Origin of the sequence: Actinoplanes sp. NBC_00393 (genome assembly GCF_036053395.1) — a bacterium.
In the GTDB taxonomy this organism is placed as follows: Bacteria; Actinomycetota; Actinomycetes; order Mycobacteriales; family Micromonosporaceae; genus Actinoplanes.
The window spans coordinates 226,905-253,846 of the sequence record NZ_CP107942.1 but is presented as its reverse complement, the minus strand read 5'-3'; the positions used below and the strand labels follow the sequence as shown (position 1 = coordinate 253,846).

19 protein-coding genes and 1 tRNA gene are annotated in these 26,942 nt (G+C 70.2%); 7 read left to right on the top strand and 13 right to left on the bottom strand.

Annotated features, from left to right (window positions below; translation table 11 throughout):
• Nucleotides 1-53: 53 nt before the first annotated feature.
• The gene (locus OHA21_RS01075; protein WP_328469157.1) at nucleotides 54-1,421 is read right to left on the bottom strand and encodes a sialidase family protein; all 1,368 of its coding nucleotides are present in this window, start codon (nucleotides 1,419-1,421) and stop codon (nucleotides 54-56) included.
• On the bottom strand, nucleotides 1,414-1,917 hold the full coding sequence (locus OHA21_RS01070; RefSeq protein WP_328469155.1) for a sigma-70 family RNA polymerase sigma factor: 504 nt from the start codon (nucleotides 1,915-1,917) through the stop codon (nucleotides 1,414-1,416). Before OHA21_RS01070 ends, OHA21_RS01075 begins: the two co-directional genes overlap by 8 nt.
• Nucleotides 1,918-2,014: 97 nt before the next feature.
• Between OHA21_RS01070 and OHA21_RS01065 the strand changes: the two genes are divergently transcribed.
• Entirely contained in the window at nucleotides 2,015-3,826 is a 1,812-nt protein-coding gene (locus tag OHA21_RS01065) for a hypothetical protein (protein WP_328469153.1), read from the top strand.
• Here OHA21_RS01065 and OHA21_RS01060 read toward each other — a convergent pair.
• Nucleotides 3,780-4,856, bottom strand: coding sequence for an aldo/keto reductase (locus OHA21_RS01060; RefSeq protein ID WP_328469151.1), 1,077 nt, complete (start codon nucleotides 4,854-4,856; stop codon nucleotides 3,780-3,782). The two genes, OHA21_RS01065 and OHA21_RS01060, sit on opposite strands and share 47 nt — an antisense overlap.
• Before the next feature lie 78 nt (nucleotides 4,857-4,934).
• On the opposite strand from OHA21_RS01060, the gene OHA21_RS01055 reads away from it, so the two are divergent.
• Both OHA21_RS01055 and OHA21_RS01050 read left to right on the top strand, forming a co-directional pair.
• Nucleotides 4,935-5,531, top strand: a complete 597-nt coding sequence (locus OHA21_RS01055; RefSeq protein ID WP_328469149.1) for a TetR/AcrR family transcriptional regulator — start codon at nucleotides 4,935-4,937, stop codon at nucleotides 5,529-5,531.
• 5 nt (nucleotides 5,532-5,536) lie between these two features.
• Nucleotides 5,537-6,040 (top strand): GNAT family N-acetyltransferase, encoded by a 504-nt coding sequence (locus OHA21_RS01050; RefSeq protein WP_328469147.1) that lies wholly within the window; start codon nucleotides 5,537-5,539, stop codon nucleotides 6,038-6,040.
• Nucleotides 6,041-6,063: 23 nt separating this feature from the next.
• Here OHA21_RS01050 and OHA21_RS01045 read toward each other — a convergent pair whose 3' ends face one another.
• Nucleotides 6,064-7,215 (bottom strand): MFS transporter, encoded by a 1,152-nt coding sequence (locus OHA21_RS01045; RefSeq protein ID WP_328469145.1) that lies wholly within the window; start codon nucleotides 7,213-7,215, stop codon nucleotides 6,064-6,066.
• Nucleotides 7,216-7,251: 36 nt separating this feature from the next.
• Between OHA21_RS01045 and OHA21_RS01040 the strand changes: the two genes are divergently transcribed.
• Entirely contained in the window at nucleotides 7,252-8,286 is a 1,035-nt protein-coding gene (locus tag OHA21_RS01040; RefSeq protein WP_328469143.1) for a LacI family DNA-binding transcriptional regulator, read from the top strand.
• On the opposite strand, the gene OHA21_RS01035 is transcribed toward OHA21_RS01040, so the two are convergent.
• The 6 genes from OHA21_RS01035 to OHA21_RS01010 all read right to left on the bottom strand — a co-directional run bounded on the left by OHA21_RS01035 (nucleotide 8,248) and on the right by OHA21_RS01010 (nucleotide 19,042).
• Nucleotides 8,248-9,684 carry an MFS transporter gene (locus OHA21_RS01035; protein WP_328469141.1) on the bottom strand — a complete coding sequence of 479 codons (1,437 nt, stop codon included), beginning with the start codon at nucleotides 9,682-9,684 and terminating at the stop codon, nucleotides 8,248-8,250. The genes OHA21_RS01040 and OHA21_RS01035 overlap by 39 nt on opposite strands.
• 337 nt (nucleotides 9,685-10,021) lie before the next feature.
• Nucleotides 10,022-12,529 carry a DUF3488 and transglutaminase-like domain-containing protein gene (locus OHA21_RS01030; protein ID WP_328469139.1) on the bottom strand — a complete coding sequence of 836 codons (2,508 nt, stop codon included), beginning with the start codon at nucleotides 12,527-12,529 and terminating at the stop codon, nucleotides 10,022-10,024.
• A 100-nt stretch (nucleotides 12,530-12,629) separates the two neighbouring features.
• Nucleotides 12,630-13,736 carry a DUF58 domain-containing protein gene (locus OHA21_RS01025; RefSeq protein WP_328469137.1) on the bottom strand — a complete coding sequence of 369 codons (1,107 nt, stop codon included), beginning with the start codon at nucleotides 13,734-13,736 and terminating at the stop codon, nucleotides 12,630-12,632.
• Complete coding sequence (locus OHA21_RS01020; RefSeq protein ID WP_328469135.1) at nucleotides 13,733-14,710, bottom strand: AAA family ATPase; 978 nt, start codon at nucleotides 14,708-14,710, stop codon at nucleotides 13,733-13,735. Before OHA21_RS01020 ends, OHA21_RS01025 begins: the two co-directional genes overlap by 4 nt.
• The gene (locus OHA21_RS01015; RefSeq protein WP_442875231.1) at nucleotides 14,704-17,298 is read right to left on the bottom strand and encodes a fibronectin type III domain-containing protein; all 2,595 of its coding nucleotides are present in this window, start codon (nucleotides 17,296-17,298) and stop codon (nucleotides 14,704-14,706) included. The genes OHA21_RS01020 and OHA21_RS01015 overlap by 7 nt, the downstream gene beginning before the upstream one ends.
• 67 nt (nucleotides 17,299-17,365) lie before the next feature.
• A complete protein-coding gene (locus OHA21_RS01010) occupies nucleotides 17,366-19,042 on the bottom strand; it encodes a tetratricopeptide repeat protein (protein WP_328469133.1) in 1,677 nt (558 codons plus the stop codon).
• Nucleotides 19,043-19,232: 190 nt separating this feature from the next.
• On the opposite strand from OHA21_RS01010, the gene OHA21_RS01005 reads away from it, so the two are divergent.
• Nucleotides 19,233-19,316: transfer RNA gene (locus OHA21_RS01005), tRNA-Leu, on the top strand.
• A 692-nt stretch (nucleotides 19,317-20,008) separates the two neighbouring features.
• Here OHA21_RS01005 and OHA21_RS01000 read toward each other — a convergent pair.
• Nucleotides 20,009-20,362: a hypothetical protein gene (locus tag OHA21_RS01000; RefSeq protein WP_328469131.1), complete on the bottom strand. Its 354-nt coding sequence runs from the start codon at nucleotides 20,360-20,362 to the stop codon at nucleotides 20,009-20,011.
• A gap of 217 nt (nucleotides 20,363-20,579) precedes the next feature.
• Here OHA21_RS01000 and istA point away from each other — a divergent pair, with 217 nt between their 5' ends.
• Together istA and istB are read left to right on the top strand one after the other, a co-directional pair.
• The gene (gene istA, locus OHA21_RS00995) at nucleotides 20,580-21,836 is read left to right on the top strand and encodes an IS21 family transposase (protein ID WP_328468909.1); all 1,257 of its coding nucleotides are present in this window, start codon (nucleotides 20,580-20,582) and stop codon (nucleotides 21,834-21,836) included.
• Nucleotides 21,836-22,654, top strand: a complete 819-nt coding sequence (istB, locus tag OHA21_RS00990; RefSeq protein WP_328468907.1) for an IS21-like element helper ATPase IstB — start codon at nucleotides 21,836-21,838, stop codon at nucleotides 22,652-22,654. Before istA ends, istB begins: the two co-directional genes overlap by 1 nt.
• A 47-nt stretch (nucleotides 22,655-22,701) precedes the next feature.
• Here istB and OHA21_RS00985 read toward each other — a convergent pair whose 3' ends face one another.
• Together OHA21_RS00985 and OHA21_RS00980 are read right to left on the bottom strand one after the other, a co-directional pair.
• Nucleotides 22,702-26,064, bottom strand: a complete 3,363-nt coding sequence (locus OHA21_RS00985; RefSeq protein ID WP_328469129.1) for a hypothetical protein — start codon at nucleotides 26,062-26,064, stop codon at nucleotides 22,702-22,704.
• Nucleotides 26,065-26,157: 93 nt separating this feature from the next.
• Nucleotides 26,158-26,796 carry a hypothetical protein gene (locus OHA21_RS00980; RefSeq protein WP_328469128.1) on the bottom strand — a complete coding sequence of 213 codons (639 nt, stop codon included), beginning with the start codon at nucleotides 26,794-26,796 and terminating at the stop codon, nucleotides 26,158-26,160.
• Between the last annotated feature and the right edge of the window lie 146 nt (nucleotides 26,797-26,942).

The following is a 26,942-nucleotide window of genomic DNA, read 5'->3' as shown; positions in this document are numbered from 1 at the left end:
TGCCGCATCACGGCGCCGCCCTCCCCCGATGCCGAGGGCGGCGCCGTCGCGGGTCAGGGGACTTCCGGCCGGGGGACGTACGTCCAGGAGGCGCCGTCCTCGGAGAGCCAGATGCTGGCCTCGTTGTTGTTGGTCGGAATGGCGTAGCCGCCGCCCGGCAGCGCGTAGGCGCGGGCCCCCAGTGATTCGCCGACCCTGGTGAACGTGCGGCCGCCGTCGGTGCTGCGCAGCGTGTCCTTCGGGCTTTCGATCTGGACGTTGCCGCCGCCCAGCGGCAGCAGCGACAGCATCGGGCCGCCGAGGTCGAGGCGGGCGCCGGTCTGCCAGGTCTGGCCGCCGTCGGTGCTGGAGTGCAGTTGCACGCCGGCGCCGCCGTCGAGCCGGTCGGCGAGGTAGAGGGTCTGGCCGTCGACCGTGGTCAGCATTCCGCTGTTGACGCCGTCCTGCTCGGTGTCCGGCAGGACCCGGACGTCCCAGGTCTTGCCGCCGTCGCGGCTGACCAGCACGATCAGTTTGCTCTCCCGCCGCACCTCTGCGCCCGGACTGGGGCCGGGGCTGGAGACCGGCATCGGCTGGCGGTCCAGCATCCAGATGCCACTGCTGGGCTGATTGTCGATCGGCATCGCGAAGGACCACAGGCTGCCGGGGAAACGCGGTAGCGACGGTTTGATCCAGGTCATGTCGCCGGTGGCCGGGTTCACGGCCGCGATCCACTCGCTGCTCGGGATGTAGACGGTCGCGTCCGCCGGGAGAGTCTCCACCTTGCGCATCGCCGAACGCTTCCAGGTCGTCCCGCCGTCGGTGCTCACCAGGTAGGAGGCGGGAGGTTGCGTCGTGTCGAAGCCGGATCGGGTGATCGTCCCGTCCGCGGCGACCACGAGGTTGCCGTGGGCCAGCACGAGCGCGCCGTACCGCTTGTGCTGTTGCACGTCGGGGTGCATGGGCGTCTTGCGCCAGGTGCGCCCGCGGTCGCTGCTGGACGCGAGCATCGAGCGGCACTTCTTGCCTTCGCAGTCGCGGTACTCGAGGTAGAGGTGGTCCAGGTCACCGGCGAACATCTGGGTGAAGATGCCGGTCAACGGTTTGTCGGGTTCGGCGACGTCGAATGCGCCCGGTCCGATCCGGACGTAACTGGGCTGCGCTTGCGGGACCCGGGACGAGCCGGGCGCGGGCGCGTACGAGGTGCGGAACGGCCCGAGCGTGGGCGTGACGACCGGGGTGGGCGTGCGGTCGGCGGTGAGCGCGAGGGCCGTACCCCCGCCTGCGGAGACGCCCAGTGCGAGCAGGCCGGCGCTGAGCGTGCGCAGGCGGCGCCGGCGGCGGGCGGCCCGCGCCTCCACGTCCGCGAAGTGCGGCTTGAAGGCGTTCGCCGCGGCCCGGGCCAGACCGGCGAAGTCGGCGTTGAGCTCGTCGTCAGGCACGGCTGGACTCCATCTCGATCTCCTGCAGGTGCTGGGCGAGCGCGCGGCGCCCGCGGACGAGCCGGGTCTTCACGGTGTCGGCGGTGCAGCCGAGGGCGGTCGCGACTTCGGCGACCGGCAGATCGGCCAGGTGATGCAGGACCACGGTCTCCCGGATCGCCCGGGGCAGCCGCTGCAGCGCGGTGACCAGCGCGACGTGATCCGGCGAGATCGGCGGGACGATGTCGTCCGCGTCGAGGCGTCCCGAGCGGGCGATCCGGTCGAACAGCGCGCGGCGCCGGTGCCGGGACCGGGCGATGTTCATCGCCACCCGGCGCAGCCACGCCTCGGGGTTGTCCACCCCACGGATGCGCGACGGCCGGCTCAGCGCCCGGGCGAACGCCTCCTGCACGGCGTCCTGCGCTTCGGCGAAGTCACCGGTCATGCCGTACAGCTGGGCGACGAGCCGGCCGGCCGAGGCGGCGTACACGTCGCGGAGATCCGGTTCGGAAGTCACGAAGGTAAGACTCACGGCACGGCCGCCTGGTGACATCCGGATCGAAGAAATGTAGACATGGATCGTCACCACTGTGGGTTCAAGGGGGTACCCCGTGATGCGACGACTTCTGCTGCTGACCGTTGCCGTGCTGGTCGGCGTGGCGCCGGCCGGCGTCGCGGTCGCCTCCGACCATCAGCCGGCGACCGGCCTGCTGCCGTTTCCCAGCGACCGGTTCACGGTCCGCGACCGGACCAGCCCGACCGGGCTGCGGGTGCACTTCCCGGCCGACGCGCTGCCGGCCAATGTGGCCGGTAAGCACATCGACCCCACCGAGTGGAACCGGCAGGACGGCTTCAGCCCGGGCACGCCGATCCTGGCGCACGTGCCGGGACTCGATCCGGCGGCCAGTGGTATCGCGCCGGTCACCGATATCGGGCGGTCGCTCGCGCCCAACTCGCCGATCCTGCTGCTGAACACCCGTACCGGGCATCGCACGCCGTATTGGGCGGAGCTGGACGCGCATGCCGCGGCCGAGCCGTTGCTGATCATCCGGCCGGCGGTGGCGTTGCAGGAAGCGACCCGGTATGTCGTCGTCCTGCGCGGTCTGCGCGACCAGGCCGGAAAGCTGATCCGGCCGATGACCTGGAGTTTCACCGTCGCCAGCGAGCGCGGGCTGACCGGCCGGGTGCTGCGGATGCGCGACGACGCCTTCGGCGCCCTCGGCCGGCGGGCGCCGGCGTTCACCGTCGGCCAGGTCACCGACTACGCCCCCGAGCAGGACACCCGCATCGCGCGCCAGGTCCGCGGCACGGTCACGGTTCCGAGCTATCTGACCGGTACGGGCGGACCCGGCGCCCGCCTGACCTACGGACCGGACGGCCTGCCGGCCACCTCGGGTCAGACGCTCGCCGCCGAGTTCGTCTGCAACATCCCGCGCAGTGCCAGCGCCGAACAGCCGGCGCATCTCTCGCTCTACGGGCACGGGCTGCTCGGCGCGCCCACCGAGATCAACGCCGGCAACGTGAAGCAGATGTCGCAGGACCACCGGTTCACGTTCTGCGCGACCAGCTGGATCGGATTGTCCTCCGGCGACATCCCGTTCGTCGTGCAGACCTGGAGCGATCTGAGCACGTTCCCGGCCGTGCCGGACCGGCTGCAGCAGAGCTTCCTGAACTTCCTGTTCCTGGGCCGGGCGATGATCGCGCCGGGCGGGTTCGCCGCGCATCCCGCGTTCCAGGACAGCGCGGGCCGCAGCCTGATCGACCGGGCCGGCGGGCTGCACTACGACGGCAACAGCCAGGGCGGCATCAACGGTGGCGCGCTCACCGCGATCGCGCAGGACTGGAAGCGCTCGGTCCTCGGCGTGCCCGGCATGAACTACAGCACGCTGTTGCAGCGCAGCACCGCCTTCGCGCCGTTCCAGCAGCTGATGGACCAGTCCTACCCGGACAAGGCCGACCAGCAGCTGATCTTCGCGCTGATCCAGATGCTGTGGGACCGGGGCGAGGCCAACGGGTACGCCCAGCATCTGACCCGCGACCCGCTGCCGCGCACCCCGGCGCATCAGGTGCTGATGCACGTGGCCTTCGCGGATCAGCAGGTCTCGCCGGCCGCCGCCCAGGTGCAGGCGCGGACCATCGGGGCCCGGATCCACCGGCCGGCGCTGGCACCGGGCTGGTCCGACGAGGTGGTGCCGTTCTGGGGGATCAAACCGATCACTGCGTACCCGTACCGTGGCTCTGCTCTGGTGGTGTGGAACAGCGGCCAGGCGCTGGCGCCGCCGCCGACCAACCTGGCCGCCGGCCCGGAATTCGGGCCTGATCCGCACGAGTTCCCGCGTGCGCAGGCGAGCGCGCAGCTGCAGAAGGCGACGTTCCTGCTCACCGGGAAGGTGATAGATGTGTGCGAGGGCGGCCCATGTCCGTGAGCGGCGACGGGTTGAGCCGGGCGAAGCCTTCCTGGCGCTGGTAGGGGAAGTACGGGTACGGCGCGGTGCGCTCGCTGACCGCGTCGAGGCGGGCGATCTGGTCCGGGGTGAGCGACCAGCCGACCGCGCCGATGTTCTGCAGCAGTTGTTCCTCGTTGCGGGCGCCGATGATGACGCTGGCCACAGTGGGTCGCTGCAGCAGCCAGTTCACCGCGATCTGCGGGATGGCCCGGCCGGTCTCGCGGGACACTTCGTCCAGGACGTCGACGATGCGGAACAGGTGCTCGTCGTCGACCGGCGGGCCGAAGTCGGCGGTGGCGTGCAGGCGGCTGCCGGCCGGCAGCGGGGCGCCGCGGCGGATCTTGCCGGTGAGGCGTCCCCAGCCGAGCGGGCTCCAGACGACGGCGCCGACGCCCTGGTCGAGGCCGAGTGGCAGCAGTTCCCACTCGTAGTCGCGGCCTGCGAGGGAGTAATAGACCTGGTGCGCTGCATAGCGGGTGCGGTGGTCGCGGTCGGCGACGGCGAGGGATTTCATGAGCTGCCAGCCGGCGAAGTTGGACGCGCCGAGGTAGCGGATCTTGCCGGCCCGGACCAGGTCGTCGAGGGCGGCGACCACCTCGTCGACCGGTGTCCCGGCGTCGAAGGCGTGCAGCTGGAACAGGTCGATGTGGTCGGTGCCGAGCCGGCGCAGGGCGGCCTCGACCGACCGGATCAACCGCGCCCGGGAGGTGCCGAAATCGCCGGGTCCGTCGCCGGTGGGCAGCCCGCTCTTGGTGGAGATCAGCAGGCGGTCGCGCCGGCCCTTGATCGCTTGGCCCAGGACCTCTTCGGAGGCGCCGTCGGAGTAGACGTCGGCGGTGTCGAACATGGTGATGCCGGCGTCGAGGCAGACGTCGACGAGGCGCTGGGCCTCGCGGGCGCCGGTGTCGCCCCAGGCGCTGAACAGCGGTCCGGAGCCGCCGAAGGTGCCGGCGCCGAAGCTCAGGGCGGGGACGGTGAGTCCGGATGCGCCCAGTCGTCGGTATTCCATGAGGTCCTCCCTAAAGGAACTCTGGTTCCGTTAGTATCGGAGTCAGGCTAGCACGGTTAATGGAACTGGAGTCCCGTTATGACGATCGGCACTATCCGGCCCGGTGGGCGTACCGCCCGGGTGCGGGCGGCTGTGCTGAGCGCTGCCGCCGACGCGCTCGTCGAGCACGGCTTCGACCGGCTCGATCTCGCGGACGTGGCCCGCCGGGCGGTGGTGGGCAAGACGACGGTCTACCGGCGCTGGGGAAGCGCAGCGGGGCTCGTCGCCGATCTGCTCGAGGACATGGCGGAGCAGTCGTCACCGCGTACCGATGCCGGGTCTTTGATTGAAGATCTGCGTGCGAACGCGCGCCTCGTGCAGCGCACCCTGAGCGATGCCCGGCAGGGTCCGCTGTTCCGGGCGGTGATCGTCGCGGCGACCTGTGACAGCCGGGCTGCCGAGGCGTTGCACCGCTTCTACGCGGTGCGCATCGCGGAGTGGGCGCCGTGCGTGGAGCAGGCGTTGCAGCGGCGGGAGGTGCCCGCGGGTACGGACGCGGCGGAGGTCATCCGGTCGGTGTCGGCGCCGCTCTACTACCGGATGTTGATCAGCGGGGATGCGGTGGACGAGGCGGCGGCCGACCGGGCCGCCGAGGCTGCGGTCGCCGCTGCCCGAGCCGGGGCCTACCTCTCGTGACCGGGGTGGCGATCCGGCTGCGGCCGGTGGGCGAGGAGGACCTGGCCATGCTGCGGCGGTTCAAGACCGAGCCGGGGCTCATCGGTCTGGACTGGGCGGGATTCCGCGACCCGGGAACGGTCGATCGCCGCTTCGCCGCCGACAGCTATCTGGGTGAGGACGACGGCGGCCTGATCGTCGAGGTGGAGACCGGGCCGGTGGCGGCCGGCTTCGTGAGTTACCGGTGGGGGCAGTTCGGGGCGGCCGGCCGGCACGTGGAGATCGGTATCGTGCTGCTGCCGGAGTGGCGTGGGCAGGGCATCGGCTGGCGGGCGCAGGCGATGTTCTGTGAGTACCTGTTCCGGCATACCCCGGTGCACCGGATTCAGGCCGGGACCCATCCGGAGAACATCGCTGAGCAGAAGGCCTTAGAGAAGGCCGGCTTCCAGTTCGAGGGCGTGATCCGCGGCTGCGAGTTCCGCGACGGCGGGTGGCGCGACGGTTACCTGTACAGCCGGCTGCGCTCGTAGCCGGGCCGGGTCTTTACAGCTCTTTACAGCCGGCTGCGCGAGTAGGCGGGCCTGCGCACCAGCACGAGCGCCACCGCAGCGAGCGCCAGAATGACCGGCACCACGGTGAGCGCCGCCTTCAGCGACGTCGCATCGGCCAGCGCACCGACCGTGAGCGGCAGCAGCACCACCGCGAACGCGCTGATCGTCACCGCCCGCCCGCTGGCCAGCACCGCCTGCTCCGGCACGAGTCCGACCAGCACGGACAACGCCATCGGGAACAGGTTGCCCAGCCCGATCCCGAGCAGCGACAGCCCGACAACCGCCTGCGCCGCCCCGGTCGACGGCCACAGCACGGCGAACCCGGCGGCCGCGATCGCCAGGGCGGCGCCGAGCAGCTGCGCCGGGTCACGGCGGCGGGCGAGCCGGCTGCCCACCACCCGCCCCACCAGCACACCGCCGTAGAAGCCGGCCATCAGCAGGACCGCGGTATCGGCCGCGACACCGGCCGCCTCCTGGACGAAGGTCGCGCCCCACGCCGAGATGCACCACTCGGCCGCAGTGGTGCAGAACAGCATCGCCGCCGCGATCCAGAACACACCGGGCAGGCGGCCCTGCGCCGCCCCGGACACCGGCGCCGCATCGATGGCCAGCCGACGGTTGCCCCACCAGGTCAGCGCAGGCACGATGAGCGACGCCAGCACCGCGATCCGCCAGCCGATGTGCAGGCTCGCGGTCAGCGTCAGCAGTCCGATCAGGATGACGTAGGCGACGCTCGCCGCCACGTTCGCCTCGGCCAGCGCGACGGCGCGGCGCACACCGTGATGGTCGGCGAGGGCCGCCTGCACGGTCGTGAGCACCACCCCACCACCGATGCCCATGATCAGCACCGAGGCGACGGTCACGGTCGCGGTGCGCCCGGCCGTCAGAGCGATCGCGGCCGCACTCAACACGGCAACAGCAGACCAGAGCACGGTACGCCGCCCGAGCGCCCGTTCCAGCCACGGCGAGACCAGCCCCGCGAGCATGCTGCCGGCCGCGAACGCGGTGACGTGCAGCCCCGCGGTCGAATAGCTCAGGTCGAGCTCCTCGCGCAGATGAGGGATCACCAGACCGGGTGCCGCCTGCAGATACGCAAACCAGGCGACCAGCAGGTAAGCGATCCAGGTGAGCCGGTCACGGATGAAGTCGCTCATGCTGTGTAACGATACACCGGACGTTAGGGTAGGTGCATGTCGAAACGGGTGACCCTCGCACAGGTGGCCAAGTCGGCCGGGGTGTCGGTGATGACCGCCTCGTACACCTACAACCAGCCCGGCCGGGTCTCCGAGCAGGCGCGCAGCAGGGTGCTCGCCGCCGCCGCCGACCTCGGCTACCCGGGACCCGACCCGAGCGCCCGCTCCCTGCGCCGCGGCAGCACGCAGACGCTCGGCGTGGTGCTGGGCGAGCACCTCACATACGCCTTCGACGACCCGCAGGCCGTCACCTTCCTGGCCGGCGTCGCCGAGGTCTGCGCCGACCAGGGCTACGGCATGACCATCCTGCCGATCTCCGGCGCCCCCGACGACGTCTCCCGGATCACCAGCGCGGCCGTAGACGGGTTCATCGTCTGGACCACCTCCGACGAGGATCCGGTCCTCGCCGCCGTCCAGGCCATGAAGCGGCCTGCGGTCATCCACGGCGGCCCCGAAGTCCCCGGCCTGGAACTCGTCACCATCGACAACCGGGCCGCCGCCCGCGAGATCGGCGCGGTCGTCTTCGCCGGCGCCCGCCGCCCGGCGATCGTGAGCCAGCCGCTGTCCCGCTCGCGGATCAGCACCATCACCCGCGGCGCCGACATCGCGGACGCGCTGTTCCCGGTGACCCGCGACCGGCTGGCGGGTTACCGGGACGCCGCCACGGACGCCGGAATCGCCTGGGCGGACGTGACCGTCGCGGTGTGCGCGCGCAACGATCTCGCCGAGGCCGAACGCATGACCGCCGCCTTGCTCGCCTCCGCCACACCGCCCGACGCGATCGCCGCGATGAGCGACCAGCAGGCCGCCGGCGTGATCCGCGCGGTCCGCGCTGCCGGGCTGACCATCCCTCAGGACGTCGCGGTCACCGGATGGGACGACGCCGCGGTGGCCGCGTCGCTCGGGCTGACCACGGTCGCCCAATCACTGCGCGAGCAGGGCGCGGCCTGCGCTTTGGCTGCGCTCGGCAGCGAGCCGGGCTCGCATCAGAAATCATGGGCGATCGTACGCAGGGACAGCACCCGCCGCTGACGGATCCCCGGCCGGCAGTTCCCGCCGCAGCTTTCGCGACAGAACGGCCACGACCGCCCCGGCGAGCACTACGACGCCCAGCGCGTACCGAAAATCGGTGGCGTCCGCCAGGATGCCCACCAGCAGCGGCGCGGTGAGAAACCCGAACCGCGACACCATCGAGACGAACGCGATCCCGGAGGCGCCGCCCGCCGACCGCCCGGCCACGCTGAACGCCGCCGGAAAGATCGGGCTCGCCCCCAGCCCGACCAGCGCAAACCCGGCGATCGCCGCCAGCGGTTGGTTGATCGCAAGGCCGGCCGCGAACCCGGTCGCGATCAGCAGTCCCCCGCCGAGCAGGACGCGCGGCGTACCGAACCGGTCGGTGACCCGGTCACCGACGATGCGGCCGGCCGCCATGAAGAACGAGAACGCCACGAAGCCCAGCCCAGCGACACCGGCGCTGGCGCCGAGGCCGGTGGAGAAGTAGACCGCGCTCCAGGACAGCGGCACGTCCTCGATGAACGCGGCGGCAAGCACGAGAAGGCCGGCAACCACCAGAATCGGCGTGGGCCGGGCGATCCGCGACGTGCTCTTCTCCCTGCCGGCGATGTTGCTGGCTGCACTGTCGTCAGCCGCGCTGTTGTCGAAACTGTTGCGGGCCGCGCTGTTGCTCGCCGCGCTGCTGCGGGCCGCGTCGTTGCTCGCCGCGCTGTTGCTCGCCGCAGTGTTGCTCGCCGCACTGTTGCTCGCCGCGCTGTTGCACGCCGCGCTGTTGCTCGCCGCGCTGTTGCTGGCTGCATTGTTGCTGGCTGCGTTGCTGCCGGCGGCGCCCGCGTGTGGAGACTCGCGCTGGTCGAGCAGACCGCGACCGGCAAGCAAGGTGGCCGTCCCGAGCAGTGCACCGGCCGCCAGCAGATGCGCCCACACCGGTATGCCGGCGGCTGCGGCGGCCGCCCCGGCGAGGCCGCCGAGCACGGCACCGATGCTCCAGGAGGCGTGGAACCCGCTGAGCAGCGAACGCCCTTCACGCTGTTCCAGCAGGACACCGTGCGCGTTCATCGCCACGTCCATCAGCGAGTCGACCGCGCCGAGCACCAGCATGGCCGCCAGCAGAAACCACCAGCCGGGGGCCAGACCCGGCAGTACCAGCAGCAGACTGAGAGAAGCGATCGCCACCAGCAACGCCCGGCGGCTGCCCAGCCGGTCCACGATGATCCCACCGGGCAGCGTGAACAGAACCCCGCCGAGCGCACCACCGGTCAGCGCGAGACCCAGCATGGTGGCGTCCAGCGAGAGCGCCTCCTGCACAGCCGGAATCCGCGGCGCCCAGGTCGCGAACGCCGCCCCGTTCGCAAAGAACGCGGCCAGCACCGCCCACCGCGCCCGTCGCAGAGCCCCAGCCTCGATCGTCACCATGCCCCCGCCCGATCGCACTTCGGCTGCCCATCCGGTACCCGCTCCCGACCGGGATACTCAGCCACCCACGCAGATCGACATCGGTCTCAGCCTTGGAGTACATTGCCCCCTTCGTGAGACGGCCGTTTTGCCCCGCCTACCCCGGAACGGCACCCGATGAAGTTCCTGCAGATCCTGGTAGTCACGCTGATCCTCGCCGCCGCGGCGCTGATGCTGTACCTCGCACTCATGTCCTCGTAGCCCGGCATCGTCCCTCCTTCCGGTGCCAGCGACCGGTGCCAACGAGCGGTGCCGGCTACCGGTGCCGCCGACTACCGGTGCCAGCTACCGGTGCCAGCTACCGGTGCCAGCGCAACGGACCGGGCCGAACGCTCCACCACAGTCGCGCCCACCACGGACGCCGCCGGCGCAACGCCGCACAAAAGGCAAGCACCTCCGTGGTCGCGCCGTCCACCTGAGCGGGGTCTGCCCGACCGGGCGCAAACCCAGCCACATTGACCGCCGCAACAAGCCCGTCCAACGGCGGCAGCGGCTCGCGGACCTCTTCGAACTCGCGGTCCTCGGTCACCGTCAACACCCCAGCGCCGGCAACCGGCACGCCCTCGCCATGGCCCACCGGCTCACTTCCGCCCTGGCCCGCCGGCTCGCCCTCGCTGTTGGCCGCCGGCGGGTCTGCGGTCGCTGATCTGCCGGCGTTCCGGAGCCAAAGCGGAGCGGCGCGGCGGAGCAGGGCGCCGCGATGCGCGGGCGATGGCAGCGCGGCGGCGAACTCCGCGGCCTCGGTCGCTGACAGGTGAGCGGGCAGAGGGCGACCGGCCAGGCGTAGTGCGTCGGTGAGTTCCAGCCACGCCCCGGTGATTCGGTCGCCGGGATCCCCGGTGAACAGCCGGCGACGCCGTCGGATCTGCCGCATCCGCACCACCGCCAGTGCACCTGTCACCGCCACCACCAGCGCGGATCCGCCTGCTCCCCCGGCCACCGCCAGCGCGGGCGAACCCTTGCCGGCAGGCAGTGCAACCGGCGTCGAGGAACCCTCGGCTGAAGGTGTCTCGCTCGCGGTGGGCGGGTCCGACGGGGTCGGCGGCGGAGTGGTGGGCTGCAGGGCGAAGTCCTCCTCAACCGGGCGGGCTTCGTCGCTCTTCGGCATCGGATCGAACGCGACCCAGCCGAGCCCGTCGAACAACACTTCCGGCCAGGCGAGCGCGTCACCGCCGGTGACAGCGCCGCCCGCGGCTGGCGCGGCGAAGCCGACGACGATGCGGCTGGGCAGGCCGGTCAGGCGGGCAAGCAGGGCGTACGCGGCGGCGAACTGCTCCGAGGTGCCCGCTCGGCCGCCCTGCTCGGCGCGTCCGAAGAGGAAATGGGTCAGATTCGGGTAGGCGTGCCCGCTGGGTGCGTCGGCCACCGCCCGGTAGTGCTCGGCGATGAACTCCTCGATCGCGACCGCCCGGTCGTAGGCGCCGCCGTTGCCGTCCGCCAGGTGCTCGGCGAGTCGCTGGATCGGGGCCGGCACCCCGGCGCCGACGGTGAGATAGCGAGCGACCGCATCGCCGGACGGCGCCTCCGCGATCGGCAGCAGGTTGAGGTCGGGCGTCTGCACCCGCGAGGTGGCTGTGTAACGCAGCCCGGAGGTGAGCCCTTCGGGCCGGATCAGCGTGCCAGTCCCGGCGTCGTAGGCCACCCGCGCCCCGGAAACCGTCACCGGCGCGGGGATCGCCGGTAGCAGGCGGCCGGTCAACCCGGTCACGGTGATCTCCTGCCCGGCGTCGGTGAAGGTCGCGCCGGGCAGCGCCGGTTGGTCCGGCAGCACCCGCCCGGCATTGCGGTAGAGCCCGCCGACCCGCCAGGTCACCCCGTCGTAGTCGGGCAGGACGGCAAGCCGCAGCCGAACCTGCTCACCGTCGGACTGCGCACTGTCGGCAGCCAGCCGTTCAGAAAGGTCGCCAGCAGACGTCGGGTCGGAAAGGCCGCCGCCAGCAGTCCGATCGGAAGGGCTGCCGACCGCTGGCCTGCTGGGAGAGCTGCCTGACGCCGGGGCCGGCCGGAATTCCAGCAGGGGCTGGTCCGGGGTGAGCGCCCAGCCCGAGATCCGGTTCAGCGGGCCCTCGTCCAGGTTGTCCACGCGCGGTGGTTCCACGTACCGCCGGGGGTCTGCCGGAATTGCCGCAACCTGGCGGCTGACCCACGGCCCGGCCACCACGACCAACGCCAGCATGGCCGCCATGCCTGCCGCCGCGGTGATGAGCGCGTGCGCTCGCACGCGGGCGGGAAGCCCGGCCGACGCCGGAGGCGATGCCGGCGCGCCACCGATCAACGCCGCTGCGACGAGCCCGGCGAAGGCCAGACTGAACCCGGTCGCCGGCCCAGCATTCGGCCCGACCACGTAGAGGGCGGCCGCATAGAGCACTGCCGGCGGAAGGCAGCCGAGCAGGACCCGCTCTCCGCGCACAACGATCTCCATCGCCGTAAGCCCGGTCAGCCAGACAGCGACGACCGGCGCCACCACGGTGTCCGGCGTGGATTCGACCGGGATCAGCGCGGTGAGCAGGCGTGGGATGCCGTTGGCGACGGCGTCGCGAAACACGGCTGCGGTGATCCCGGCGGGTGCCGCGAGGTGCACGGCGAGGATGGTGTACCCGGCGAGCAGCAGCGCGGAGATCGGCGCCGCGGTCCACGACGGCAGTCGGCGCGCCATGACGCCGGTGGCGACCGAGGCCGCCGCGGCGCCCGCGGTGAGCTGGAGAAGCAGGTCATCCGAGTAGATCCGCCCGAGCACGGCACCGGCTAGCGTAAGCATTCCGGCCAGGGCAACCGGCACCGTCGCGGCTCGCAACCACCGGGTCATCCGCACACCGCCCGCAGCGCAGATCCGGCCCGGAGCGCGGGAGCCGGGCCCGGCTGTCTCGCCACGGGCATCGCGAGCCCGGCGGCAAGGTGTGGCTGTCTCACCATCCGCGCACGCTGTCCCAAGCGGAGGCGAACTCGGCGCCGTCAGCGGCTTCGATGATGATCAGGCCGGCGGCGGGCTCGGTGGCCGCGTCGCGGTCGTCGAAGAGGGCGGCGACAACCACCGGGTACGTGCCGTGCAGGCCGCTGACCGCGCCGAGGTCGGCCCGCCCGGCCGGCCCGGTGAGGAAGATCAGGGTGTCGCCGAGCCGCTGCGATCGCATCCGGCGTAGGACCGCGCTGAGGTCGCCATCGCGTAGGTCGACCTCGGTGAGCACGTCAAGGAACGGGCCGGTCGCTGCTGAAGACACCAGGTGCAGGCTTACCGGCAACGCCTCCCGCACGGCCGCCGTGATCACCGAGGCCGCGGCCTCGCAGGCGTGCTCGAAAGAGTCCGGCGTGTGCGCCTCTGAGCGATCATCGAGCAGCACCACCAGCGTGGGCTCGGCCGTGTCGACCTGTTCGCGGACCATCAGCTCACCCACTTTGGCGCTGCTGCGCCAATGGACCCGCCGCAGTTCGTCGCCCGGCACGTATTCGCGCAGCGCGTCGAACGTGATGCTCCCGTGCGGCACCCGGTCAGCCCGCCCGTCCAGGCTGCGGGTCATCCCCGCAGGCACGGCCCGCAGCGGATGGATCCGGGGATGCACGCGCACCGTGACGGTCCCGCCGTAGGACCGGGAGACCCGGACCAGGCCGAGCGGATCACGACGAGTGACCCCGAGCGGCCCCACCGGCACCAGCCCGCGCCGATGGGTGGGCACCGGATAGGTCGTGGTGGTATCCCGGCCCGGCCGCAACCGCAGCAACGGCACCGGAACGGACGCCGGCCCGCAGCGGTCGACGGCGACGAGCGTGGCCGCCCGTACCCGACTGCTGTTGCGGACGGTGAGGGTGATCGCGGCCGGGTCACCGCGGGCCACCCGCTCCGGTTCGGCGGTCCGGGACACCCCGAGGCGCGGGCGCCAGGCGGCGAAGGCGAGCGCGGCGGCCACCGCGAGGCCGGCGGCGGCGCCGAGGAGGGCGAGGTCGGGGTAGCCGTACCGGAAGCCGGCGGCGAGCAGCAGCACGGCGGCGGCCAGCAGGGCGATGCCGCGGGCGGTCACGGTGCGGCGGGGACGCGCTGGTCGGGCAACGGTACGGGCACCGCCCGCACCGCGTCGGCAAGGACCTCGACGGCCGTGACCCCGCGCAGCTGGGCGTCTGCCGACAGCAGCACCCGGTGCGCGAACACCGGCGTGATCAGGTCCTTGAAGTCCTCCGGCAGCACATAGCCCCGCCCGTGGATCAGCGCGTAGGCACTGGCCGCCCGGGTCAGCGCGATCACCCCGCGAGGGCTGACCCCCACCCGCACCTGGGGATGGTTGCGGGTCGCCGCGGCGAGGCGTACGGCGTACGCATAAAGGGGGTCAGCAATGTGCACACCGTGCGCCATCCGCACCATCTCCCCGATGGTGTCGGTGTCGGTGACCGGCTCCAGAGCGTCCGCCGACCGCCCGGCCGCGCCCCGCAGCACCTCGATCTCCACCTCTTCGTCGGGATAGCCGACGGACAGCTTCACCAGAAAGCGGTCGAGTTGCGCCTCCGGCAGCCGGTAGGTCCCGTCCATCTCGACCGGGTTCTGCGTCGCGACCACAAGAAACGGCTGCGGCACCGGATGCGGCACCCCGTCGACCGTAACCCGCCGCTCCTCCATGACCTCGAGCAGCGCCGACTGCGTTTTCGGCGACGCCCGGTTGATCTCGTCGGCGATCACGATGTTGGCGAAGACCGGCCCCGGATGAAACTCGAACCCGCGACTGGCCTGGTTGAAGATCGTCACCCCGGAGACGTCGGACGGCAGCAGGTCGGGCGTGAACTGGATGCGCCGCCACTGCCCGCGCACCGACGCGGCGAGCGCCCGGGCCAGCGTGGTCTTGCCGACGCCGGGCACGTCCTCGAGCAGCACGTGGCCTTGGGCGAACAGCGCGGTGAGGGCGAGCTGGACCACCTCGGGTTTGCCGAGTACGACTTCGCCGATCCGGTCGGCGAGTTGTGCGGCTACCTGGGCGAATCCGTTGACATGGGCGGGGCTCAGCACGTGGGCAGGTCCTTCAGGTCGTCGCCGCCGTCGAGGTTGAGCCAGGCCCAGGGAATGTAGTTCTTCCCCTTGTACTCGACCTGGATCCACCACGTGCTGCGCTTGTTCTTGTTGTAGACGAAGGCGTACACCTCTTCGCCGGCCTTCTTGCAGTACGCCTTGAGCCGCGTCCCCGGTTTCGCCCAGCCCGCCTGCCGGCCGTTGACCTGCTGGGCGATCTCGAAGATCTCGTTGCCGTTGCGCCCGTCGACGTCTTTGTCGCAGTACGTCTTCTGCTCCCCGCTGTCCCCGTTGACGCAGGTAGCCGTGCCGTACAGGGCGGCCGTCGTGCCCGAGGCTGCCTTCGTGGCGGTCCCGGCGGCGTTGCGCGCGCTGACCGTGAACGTGTACTTCGTGCTCGGCTTGAGCCCACTGGCTTTCAGTCCGGTACAGCTGCCGGTGGCGCCCTTGCCACCGCCGGAGACGGTCAGCGCGCAGGCCGCGGCGCCTCCGCCGGGGTTCACGGCGAACGTGACCGTCGCCGCGTTGAACGTCGGCGTCACCCGGGTGACAGTGACCGTGGGGACCGCCACCGTACGCGCGGACGCGCTCACCGGCTCACTCTCGCCGGCCTCGTTGACCGCCACGACCCGCACCGCGATGTTCTGCCCGTTGCCCATCCCGGTGAGCGTGACCGCCGTGCCACCGGTGACGTCGGTGTCCTTGCCACCGGCCGTCACCACGTATCTGCTGATCGGCCGCCCGTTGTCCGCCGCCACACCCCACGCGACCTTGACCGCCCCGGCCCGGTCGCCAACCGTCGCAGCCTGGACGCCCTCCGGCCGCCCCGGCTTCGTGAACGGCACGACGCTGTTGCTGACCGCCGACGCCTTCGACCCCGCACCCCGGTCGTTCACCGCCACCACGGTGAACGCGTACTGCCGGCCGTAGTCGAGCCCCGGCACAGTGAGCGAGGTGCCGGTGACCTCGCCGAGCGGCGTGGCCCCTCCCTCAGCGACCGCGGTAACCGTGTACCGCTTGATCTTGCGTCCCTGCCCGTCAGCCGCCGCCCAGTTGATCGTGACGGTGCCGTCCGGTTTCGCCACGGCCACCGGCGCACCGGGCGGATCCGGGACCTCAGCGGTGGGGCGGACCGCGTTGCTGCTGCGCCCCGGCCCGTCACCCTTCCGGTTCACCGCGTGCACCCGGAACCGGTACGTCTCGCCGTTGGCCAGCCCGGTGACGACCAGGGACCGCTGGTCCGCCCCCACCTGAAAGGTGCGCCCGGCGCCGGCGACCACGTACTTGCTGATCGCAGCGCCGTTGGCGGCGGCAGCCTGCCAGGTCACCCGCGCCTCGGCGTTGCCCGCGGACGCGCGCACGTTGCGGGGCGCGCCCGGCTCGGCGACGGCCGGTTTCGGCGGTTTGCGCTTGCGTTCCGGCGGCGCGGGCGGGACGACCGGGGGCGCGTCACCGCCGAGGACGTCGTCGGCGTATTTGTCGACCACCTGCACCCGGTGCGCGTCGTCGACGACGCGGGCGGTGGCAGCTCCCGGAGCGTTGATGAAGAGGTGGTTCTCGCGTACCTCGAGTTCCAGATCGCCGCCCGGCTGCGGAATGCGGATGGCCTCGCGAGCTTTGCCGTCCGCGTCGAAAACGTGGACCACGTCGCCATCGGCGACATAGAGAAAGCCCTCCCAGGCCACGGCGGGCCTCAATTCGGGGCCTTCACCAGGCACAACCACATCGGTACGCACGCCGCGCTCGTCCACCGCATAGACCCGTCGGTCGGCCGGCACAGTGACCGCGACCGTGTCGCCGTCGGTGTGCGGCGACAGCACGCCCGGCCCGGAAAGCGGCAGCTCAGTGGTGGTTTTGCCGGCACCGATCCGGGTCAGCTCGTTGGTCGTGCGGTCGAGCACCGCCACCCCGCCGGCCAGCCCGGTGACGGCCAGGTCGTGGCTGGGCTCGGCGACCGCCTCGGTGCGCTCGCGACTCGGCGCGGTCTCCCCCGGCGCGATCTCGGTGACCGTGCCCTCGCTCGGCGACGCGATCCAGAGCCGCCCGGCGCCGTCGAAAACCCCGCCGGTGATGCCCGGCGGGAACTGCAGTGGCTCCCCCACCGGCTGCAACGACGCCGGATCGACCTGCTGCACCCGCCCCTGCACCGCATCGATCACGAACGCCGAGTCGTCGTGCAGCGCCACACTGATCCCCACGCCCGGCTCGGACTGGCCGTGCCAGAACGCCTGCAGGTCAGCGAGATCCATGGTCGCGATCGCGCCGGTGTCCACGTCGCGCAGGATCACGTACCGGTCGCTCTGACTGACCTGCACCCCGTGCCCGCGCGCCGGCCCCACGTCGACCCGGGTGTCGACCTTGGCGGTGACCCCGTTGACCCGGGCCACCTCGCCGCGCTCCCGGCTCCACACCCACGACGCGGCGTCGAAGCTGGCCAGTGCCTCGTCGGCGGACCCCAGCCCGCGCACGGTCAGCCCGAGCGCAGCTGCCAACACCACCACGACACCCATCGTGACCAGGTGACCACGGCGCGTCTTGGAGGCGTCGGAACTGCTCACCACCGTGATCCCCTCGTCACAGCCGGTCAGGACCGAGCCATCATAGGGAAATCTTGGCGGTCGTCGATACCCGCGATGTGCCGCTGTGGACAGACGCTCAGGACCGCCGCGTGCAGACCTGATCCGAGCTGGCGAACCGGTCCGTCGCATAGACTGCCACCACTGCAAAGCAGTAGTCGAGCCCCTCGTTCAGCCCACCCATCAAGAACGACGTCTGCCCAGCTCCGACCTGCGAAACCGGCTTCAGCCGCTGCCCCGGCCGCCCCATCGTGACCATGAAAGGCGCCCGCCCCTTCGCCGGGTCAGTCCAGCTGATCTGAACGCTGTCGCCGCGGTCATCCAGACGCACATTCCTCGGCGGTTCCCCGGCCAGAGTTGGCACACTCGGCAGATTTGACACATTCGCCCGAGTTGGCACGCTCGGCTGGCCGCTGGCCCCTGCCGGCTGGCCGCCGGGCACGCTTCCTGGCGCGGCCGCAGGCTCACTCGCCCGATCCACAAGCACAAACACCAGCGCGGCCACCGCAACAATCCCGGCCACCACCGCGGCGATGGCCATTCCCACCCCTATTCGGTACGAGCTACGCCCACCCGCCCCGCGCAAGAGGCTTTGCGACCGTTGGGGCGCCGGGATTGGCGCCCCACTCCAGATCGCCATTTCCGAGCTCGCCGGCTGCTCATCCGGCCGTCCACCCGGCCACGCCGCGACCGCCTGCCCGCCGGGCCGTTCATCAGGCCGCCCGCCCGCCTGCTCAGCCGGCCATTCCCCGCGTTGCTCAGTAGACCGCTCGGCGTGCTCCGCGGCCGGCCACTCACCGCGCTGCCCGGCAGGCCATCCACCGCGCTGCCCAACAGGTTGCCCGGAAGGCCACTCATCGCGCTGCCCGGCGGGCCACTCACCATGCTGTGCCGTCGGCAGTTCGCTGGGCTGCTCGGACGACGAATTGTCGCGCTGCTCGGCGAGCCGTTCATCCCCATGCGCGGTAGCCGGGTGGTCGCCACGCCGCTCGGCGGCCAGCTCACCGCGCTGCTCGGCGAGCGCCTCACCGCCCTGACCCGCCGGCTGCTCGCCGCACCGGTCGGTGGACTCCTCGGCGGGCCCAAGACTGACGGCACTAGATTCGGGCCGCGGCACGTCAGCCCGGCCGCTGCGCTGCGGCGGCGCCGACCACGGATCCGTCCTACCGGCCCCGGCCTCGACCCCGTTCGCTCTGCCCGGAGGCGGCGGAGGTGCTTCGACCGGCGCAGGTCGGGGTGCCGGCACAGCCGAGGCCGCAGGGACTCGGTCCGTCGTCGTCTCGGAGGCGGGCGATGGCGGTGCTTTCTTGCGTACCGAAGAGGGGTCTTGATCTTGATTTAGGTAGGCCTGCGCTTGGGCAACCGCCCAGTGGTGCGGCCCCAGAACGGCCGGGCCGTGGCCGGCCACGCGGCTGAAAGCCTTGCGGGCCTCGTGCCGGTTGCCCAGCTCCTCGGCCACGACGCCGAGATCGTAGGAGATCTGCAGCAACAGCGGATCACTGTCGCCGAGCCGCCACTGCCCAGCCGCGTAGGCCTCCTCGAGCGCCCGCCGCGCCGCCGCCGGATCATCCGCCCGCCGGTGCACCGCGGCCAACTCGCGCTGGGTGGCGACCACGTCCGGATCGTCGTCCCCGAGATTCGCCCGGCCCAGCTCAACCGCCCGCTCCAACAGGGTTCGCGCCCCCGCCAGGTCACCGGCAGCGACCAGGGCGTGCGCACGTTGAAGCGCCGGAGTCAGCGGTGAGGGCTGCGCCACGCCCGCCATGCTGCCCGGTTCGTCCCCCACCCGCCAGGTCGACCGGTTTTATGCCCCGGAATGTCCGTCCCCCACCCCTGCTTTGTAGGCCGTTCCGCGCCGTGTACAGTTCTCACCTGTGCGGCCCGCGGGGCAGCCGGAAACCCAGGTGAAAGCCAGGACGACGGCTCCGCTAAGCTGTACTGAGCAGGTCCGGGTGGCGGAATGGCAGACGCGCTAGCTTGAGGTGCTAGTGCCCGTATAGGGCGTGGGGGTTCAAGTCCCCCCTCGGACACTTTCACGTAGCATCCATGCATCACATGGGTGCTCATGTGTCGCATAGTAGCTGGTCATCGAGTGGAACGGCCAAGCCGAGGTCTCGATGGGATAATCAAGGCATCCTGCCGGTCTGCAGCTATTGGACGCTTCACTAACTATGCCTGGCTTCTGAGCTGCCCTACTTGACCAATCATGGGCGCCGTTCGACCTTCCTGCAGCGGTGAAGGGCCAAGCGTTCTTCCATAACCTCCGCGGCTGTTCGTCTCCCCGCTCGCCGGGACCACCGCCGCCGGAGGTTCTCACCTTGAACGAGCTCTGGCCGACTGAGTGGCCATGTCAGTGGAAGCCAGTGGTTAGCTTCCCCTCGTAACATGGAGGCATCGCCTTAAAGGATTGGTGACCGGCGATGGCTGAGACACGACGAAGGTTTGATCAGGACTTCCGAGATGGTGCGGTGCGGCTGGTCCGGGAGACCGGGAAGCCGATCGCTGCACCGCAAGCCAAGGCACATGCCAGCCGATCCGCGCCCACAGGTGTCATACCGGCAACGGGTGATCGGACGGCCGCTGCGATACCGCAACAGCTGACCATCCTCCTGCGCGCCACGGTCGTCGGCATGCTGCGCAGGTGCCGCATCAGGGTCTGTCGGCGACAGGGCCGGGGACACCAGTTGCCATCGGATCGTGTCGCCCTCCTTCCGCAATAGGATCAGACACTGCTCGTCGTCCAGGTCCGTCGGCCGCAGTGCCAGCGCTGCCCTCGGCTGCACCCCGTCTCGCTGTGCAACCGCTGCAACAGACTCTCCAACACTGGATCACCCTCGGTCGACGCCACCACCTCATTGATCTCCGCAAGCCGCACATCGGCCACCGCCCGACGCGCACTCGGCAGCCGACCTGGCTTCGCCGCCTTCAGCGCCGGATTACACGTCTCCGGGCTCAGCCCGTCGGCGGCGGCCCGCCGGTACAGGCAGCGCAGCCCGGCGATCAGATGCTCCGCCGAACCCCGACCACCCCGCGCGTTACGCCTTGGCACGACCGTCGCCCGGATCACCTCGGCCAAATTCTCGATCTCCGACGGCGTCGGCTCATCCGGCCGCCGCTCCCCCCACTGCGCGACCAGCTTGTTCCAGTACGAGCCGTACACCCGCCGCGTGCCGTCGCTGACACGACCAGCACGTACTCGGGAAGGGTGCTGCTCAGTCTGTCGCCGCTTCCTGAAGAGTGACCCCGTAGGGATCCGGGAAAGTTAACCCCCCTCCTCCTTGATCTTGGAAGGGGTGCTGAAGGTGGAGGACTGGGCTGAGATCCGTCGGCTGCATCGAGCCGAGGGCGTGCCCATCAAGGAGATCGCTCGGCGGCTGAAGATCGCCCGGAACACGGTGCGGTCGGCGTTGGCCTCGGACCGGCCGCCGAAGTACGAGCGGACGCCGCGAGGGTCGGTGACCGACGCGTTCGAACCGCGGGTGCGGGCGTTGCTGACCGAGTGGCCGCGGATGCCGGCACCGGAGATCGCCCGACGGATCGGCTGGCCGCACTCACTGAGCCCGTTGAAGAAGCTGCTGACCCGGATCCGGCCGGAGTACGTAGGTGTGGATCCGGTGGATCGGGTGGTTTATGAGCCGGGCCGGTTGACCCAGTGTGACCTGTGGTTCCCGGAACCGCGGATCCCGGTCGCGGCCGGGCAGGACCGGATGCTGCCGGTGCTGGTGATGACCCTGGCATTCTCCCGGTTCATGACCGCGGTGATGATCCCGTCACGGCAGGCCGGTGACATCCTGGCCGGGATGTGGCTGCTGATCCAGGGCGTCGGCCGGGTGAGCAGCACGCTGTTGTGGGACCGGGAATCAGCGATCGGCGGGACCGGCCGGGTCAGCGTCCCGGCGGCGACGTTCGCCGGCACCCTCGCCACCCGGATCCAGCTGGCGCCACCGCGAGACGCCGAGTTCAAGGGCATGGTCGAACGCGCCAACGGATTCCTGGAGACCTCGTTCCTGCCCGGCCGCACGTTCGCCTCACCAGGCGACTTCAACGCCCAGCTCGCGGAGTGGCTGCCGTTCGCCAACGCCCGCACGGTCCGCTCGATCCAGGGCCGGCCGGTCGACCTGCTCGACGTCGAGTATCCGTCGCTGCTGGTCCTGCCGCCGACGGCACCGGCGGTCGGGCTTCGTGAGCGGGTGCGGCTGGGCCGTGACTACTACGTGCGGGTCGACACCGTGGACTACTCGGTCGACCCGCGGGTGATCGGCCGGTTCGTCGACGTGACCGCCACGTTGGACACCGTCGCCGTCCACTGCGACGGCCACCTCGTTGCTTGGCATCAGCGGTGCTGGGCCAAACAGGCCGTGGTCACCGACCCGGGCCACAAGCAGACCGCCGCCGCTCTGCGGCGCGAGTTCGCCGAGCAACGCCGCCGCCGGCAGGCCGCGACCCGCTACCACGCCGACGGTCACGCCGTGAGCATGCGGGCGCTGCCGGACTACGACGCCCTGTTCGGCGTCGATTTCAACCCACCATCGGAAGCGAGTAACCAGTAGTGAGCACAGCGACGAAGAACAGAACACCAGCCCGGGCTGCGGCCGGTGACGGCCTCCCGTCCCTGATCGGCTATCTGACCCGGGTCCTCAAGACCCCCACCATCGCAGCGTTCTGGGAGGAACTGGCCGTCCAGGCCCGCGAGGAGAACTGGTCGCACGAGGAATACCTGGCCGCGGTGCTGCAACGACAGGTTGCCGACCGGGAGTCCAAGGGCACCACGATGCGCATCCGCACCGCCCACTTCCCGCAGGTCAAGACCCTGGAGGACTTCAACCTCGACCACCTGCCGTCGCTACGCCGCGACGTCCTGGCGCACCTGGCCACCGGCACGTTCGTCGCCAAGGCCGAGAACGTGCTCCTGCTGGGCCCGCCCGGGATCGGCAAGACCCACCTGGCCATCGGCCTGGCCATCAAGGCCGCCCACGCCGGCTACTCGGTGCTGTTCGACACCGCCAGCAACTGGATCACCCGGCTCACCACCGCGCATCAAGCCGGCCGGCTCGACGCCGAACTGAAGAAGATCCGCCGCTACAAACTGATCGTGGTCGACGAAGTGGGCTACATCCCGTTCGACCAGGACGCCGCCAACCTGTTCTTCCAGCTCATCGCCTCACGCTATGAACAAGCTTCGATCATGGTCACCTCGAACCTGCCGTTCGGCCGCTGGGGCGAGACCTTCGCCGACGACATCGTCGCCGCCGCGATGATCGACCGCCTCGTCCACCACGCCGAGGTCCTCACCCTCACCGGCGACTCCTACCGAACCCGCCACCGGCGAGAACTCCTCGCCAGAGAAACACGCACCAAACGCTCATAACCGCAGGTCAGGGGGTTAACTTTCCCGAACCCATAGAGGGTCAGATTTCAGAAAGCGCTGACACAGTCCGGCGAATCTTCTGGCGCGAGTTGATTCCTGGCCAGGACCGCCCGCACTCCGTGGTGCGGGTCCACCGCGAGTTCGGCGAGGATCGCCTGGCCTTCTGCTGCGGCGGCGAGTGCGGCATGCCGGCGCGCGACCGAAGCGCGGACCTTCGGTGATGGATCGGCGGCGAGTTGCCTGACCAGGGCTAGGGGATGGTTGATGTTGCGATCCCAAACGTTCATCGCCAACACGCGTACGTCGGCGAGGCGATGCCACGCGAGGCTGGCGAGCGACGCGTCCGAACTTGCCAGTTCGCCGATGGCCCACGCCGCAGCGACGCATTCACGGTCGTTGTCCGATCGCAGGAATGGCTCGGCGGCTTCGACGATCTGAGCCGCAGTCTGGTCGTCGCCGAGTGCGGGGTCGGCCGCTTTAGCTCTGGTGTAGAGCCGGCTGGCGGCGTCCGCCGCCGCTGCCTGCAATGTCTCCGGTGGGTTCGTCATGCGGACGGACGCCAGCGGATCTGTGGTGAACGCGAGCGCATCGAGCGGGTGAAGCCCGACCTCGCGGGAAAGGCGGAGGAAAGCTTCCGCGATCTCCAGCGCCCGGGCTGGGGGAACCACGTCACGCATTGCCACGACAGCGCGGACTGCCTCGGCGCGGCTCTGGCCGGAGGCGAGATGGTCGCCGGCCAGGTCAAGGAGCTTGTCCACGACTGCTGCCGCGAGGTCGGTCACGTCGCCGGCCACTAGCACGCCGATCGCCGCATGATCGTCATTGGGCAGGCGGTCATCGGCCTCATCGCCGGGAGGGAGCTGAAGGTTCAGCGGCCCATCGTCGTCGTTGCCGGATCGGACGAGCGCCCGCACTAGCTGCGCGGTGTTCTCCCTAAAGACGCTTAGTCCGACGCTGTTGGATACCCGGCCGATCGGCGTGCGCAATAGCCGGTACGCGTTCTCGCGCGCAGTCCGACGCGTCTCCGTGGTCGCGATACCCCATTCGCTCAGCGTCCGGACCGCATGATGATTCCCGCGTGCCGCACTGGCGCGGATGTCGTCGGTGAGCGGCGCGAGCAGGTCCGGGAGCTGCCGGATCACGGACCACAGGTCATCGCCGATCGTGTACGCGGTGATGGCGGAACGGAACAACTCGACCGCGCGGTCCACGTACTCGGGGAACCGGACGGCGATGCGAGCAACAATCAGAGCAGCCTGCTTCGTGTAAACCGATTCCTGGGACATCCCCGGTTCGGCAAGGGCAACCAACCGTTCTGCCCGAGCGACGTCCACTCGGAACGCGAAACTGGCCAGTGCGTTGAACGCAGCGACGGGTGGCACGGCTAGCAGGTGCCACGTCTGCCAGGCCACCTCGGCCGGGACGAGCATAAGGTCGACGATCTCGGCGATCCGGTCATCGGGGACGAGTTCTTGCTGGGCGGCGAGTACACGGATCGCTGCCGCTGCGACCCACGGTGGCCCAGCGTGCGCGATCGGCACGAGGTCGATCCATTCCTGGGTCCCGTCGGCCTGCCTTACTGCCAACTTGTGATCTCCGGCAAGCACCGCCTGGACGACGGCTTCCGACGGCCGCGCTGCCTTTTCGAGAACGTCGGACAGGATCCTTCGGGTCAGCCTTTCCCCACTGATGTACCCACCGGCACGCTCCTGCAGCAGACTGCGCCGCGCCTGCCGGATCGCGGCGCGCAACCGGCTGCTGTGGAGATCCTCCAGCGCGCTGAGGTAGCTGTCGTATGAGCCTCCGAGGAAGCTGCGCCGGTCCGGAATGCCGGCCAGAACATTCGACAGGGCGGTGAGGTCCGGCAAACCGGCCAGGGACGCGGTCTGCTCGAGGCTGGTGATCGCGCTGCGGGCGTCGCCGCCATACTCTGCACGCACCGATTCCATAAAGCTTCGGCGCCAGTGGTCAACTGATGTCTCGACATCGCCTGCGGTGGCGTACGCGCGGGCGCATCGGGCGAACGCGAGTGCCGCGGCCGCCGGCGGTATCCGGCCGGCTCCGGCGTCGATCACAATGCTGTCGTAGTGGGACGCCACGTCTCTGGTCGACGGGGCCCGCTCCAGCCGGTCAAGGCTGGCGTCGGCGACGGCGCAGCGTAAGCGGCACCGCCATACCCGGTCGCGGCAGATCGTCGCCGCATGCTGGCCGTGATCAAGCAATCGGTTCGCGGTGGTGCTGCTGTCATTGGGGTCCGCGGTGGCCGTACTAGTCGGCGGGGGTGCCGAGAATGCGCCGGTGAACAGTCCGTCGGTGAGGGCCTGTTCCATCGCGATGCACGCTAGGACGGCGTATTCCGAATCGTCCGCGTCGCGCAGGATGTCCAACGCAGGAAAGATCGCGGCAGGGCTGCTCGTCCACCCGTACCATGCGCTAACTTCATCGAGCGCGGCCCACCGGGCCGCCCGCACCGGGTCGTCAGGCAGGTGTGCCGACAGGCTACGCACATCCGGTGGCGAGTCGGCGCCGAGAAAGAATCGTGACATCGCGACATCCCACAAGATGTCGGAGGCCAACGCAGCGAGACCGGCATCGAGCAGGGTCTGTGCTGCTTCGCGGATGAAGGTGTCGGCATGTCCTCGGTAGCCGTGGGCGCGCAGTTCGCCCGCAATGCTCGCCAGCAGCTGCGCTCCGTTTTCCGGATCCTGCTGGGCGATTGTCCTCGCGCGAGAGGGCACCTCGGCGAGACCCAGCTCCTCCAAGGGGCCCTCCAGCAGTCCGTACGCCGACGGCCTGCCGGGTGTCGGCGGAGGGGGTTCGACGCCGCAGAAGGCCCGCGACCAGTCGGGGCCGAAGATGGCGTACACCAGACCGCTCGCATCACGCAGCGACCGGGACAGGTGCTCGGCACCATAGACGTCTACCGCGAGCCCTCGTTCGTCGTACTTGGCGCACAGGGACAGCAGATCGTCAGTAAAGCCCGTGTCCTCCTCGATGGGCGCCGAGGTAGCCAGGACGAACTGACTGGCTCCGAACCGCCGCGTCGACGGGTCCATACGGCTGTCCGGCTTCCCCGCGTATGCCTCAACTGCCTCACGGACATCCTCGATCGTGATCGACTGAAAGCGCTTCGCCTGATAGACAACCGTCCTTCCATCCCTGGTGGTGCCGACGACGTCAAGGCCGTACTGCTTCTGTCCTCTTCTGCCGTAGAAGTGCGCGTTGCGTAAACCCTCGACCTGCAACGCAAACTCCGCCACCAACCGCTCGAATACTTCGGGTGTCAGCTCCCGTAGCGGTAGCTGACTTTCCTGCACCATTGGCGTACGCAGTCGATCTGCCTGCCGGGCAGCGAATACCCGGGCAGAAGAGATTTCCTCAAACTCTGTCACGCTCACCTTGACCGCCATCGACGCTCGAGGCGCCGTTCAACGCTGCACTAGTAGCTTCGTCGGATGCGACCGTTCACCGTCGCCGTTCGATTCTTTCCCGAAGAACGTATCTCAGCCGAGCCGGCGGAGTCCCTCCCGCGCCGCTAATCTAGCCGCGCTCCGCTTACATTTGTCCGGCTCGTTCATATAGGCGGTTCCCGTTGGACTTGCAGATGGGCGGTTGTGTAGTAGAGCCGTCCAGACGTGAGCGACCTTCGCATCCGAGATTCGAGCCCGGAGCGGGCCGCTAGATTTCGCTGTCGGCCCGTCGTGCCAACGAGCTGGTTGCTCCGACACGATGGTTAGAGATCCTCGACTCGCTGCCCTTGTCCAAACACCGGTGTTGGTGACGCCCGGAACGGTCGAGCGCTCGGAGGTCAGTTCGACCATGTTGCGGGATGTCACGTGCTCGGCGGGGATGTCGTTGTCGGCCACCATCAACTGGATTCGGTCCTTGTACGCTTCTGCGAGCGTTACCAGCCGGGCATAGATCCGGTGGGCGAGTTCGCGGTCTCGATCACCGGCACCGATGGCTTTGCGCGGCGAGTCGATGATCAACAGGCCCGGCAGCAGTAAAGCCGGATGATCAAGCGCAGTCGTCAGCAGGGTCAAGTGATACGCAATGTTGAGCGCCGCTAGGAAGCGCTCGACCCGCAGATCCAAGACCGGCAACGGCAGAACACTGACCGGATGCCTGCCGGAGTCGTTCACCGGGCGAGGGATGCGTAGGAGCAAGCAATCGGCCATGGTACCGACCAAAGGTGACCTAATGGGCGCTGGGGGCCGCTTCAAGCGCCGTCGAGGAAGCGGGGGATCAAAGGGGCCTGACCATACGGCGCATCAGACGAGAAGCGAGT

Bases quoted from the DNA above. Each gene is read 5' to 3' on its own strand.
- OHA21_RS01045 (WP_328469145.1), bottom strand. From the start codon at position 7,215: ATGAGCGACTTCATCCGTGACCGGCTCACCTGGATCGCTTACCTGCTG.
- OHA21_RS01030 (WP_328469139.1), bottom strand. From the start codon at position 12,529: ATGACCCGGTGGTTGCGAGCCGCGACGGTGCCGGTTGCCCTGGCCGGA.
- OHA21_RS01055 (WP_328469149.1), top strand. From the start codon at position 4,935: ATGACGATCGGCACTATCCGGCCCGGTGGGCGTACCGCCCGGGTGCGG.
- OHA21_RS01060 (WP_328469151.1), bottom strand. From the start codon at position 4,856: ATGGAATACCGACGACTGGGCGCATCCGGACTCACCGTCCCCGCCCTG.
- OHA21_RS01040 (WP_328469143.1), top strand. From the start codon at position 7,252: ATGTCGAAACGGGTGACCCTCGCACAGGTGGCCAAGTCGGCCGGGGTG.
- OHA21_RS00985 (WP_328469129.1), bottom strand. From the start codon at position 26,064: ATGGCGGTCAAGGTGAGCGTGACAGAGTTTGAGGAAATCTCTTCTGCC.
- OHA21_RS01065 (WP_328469153.1), top strand. From the start codon at position 2,015: ATGCGACGACTTCTGCTGCTGACCGTTGCCGTGCTGGTCGGCGTGGCG.
- OHA21_RS01035 (WP_328469141.1), bottom strand. From the start codon at position 9,684: ATGGTGACGATCGAGGCTGGGGCTCTGCGACGGGCGCGGTGGGCGGTG.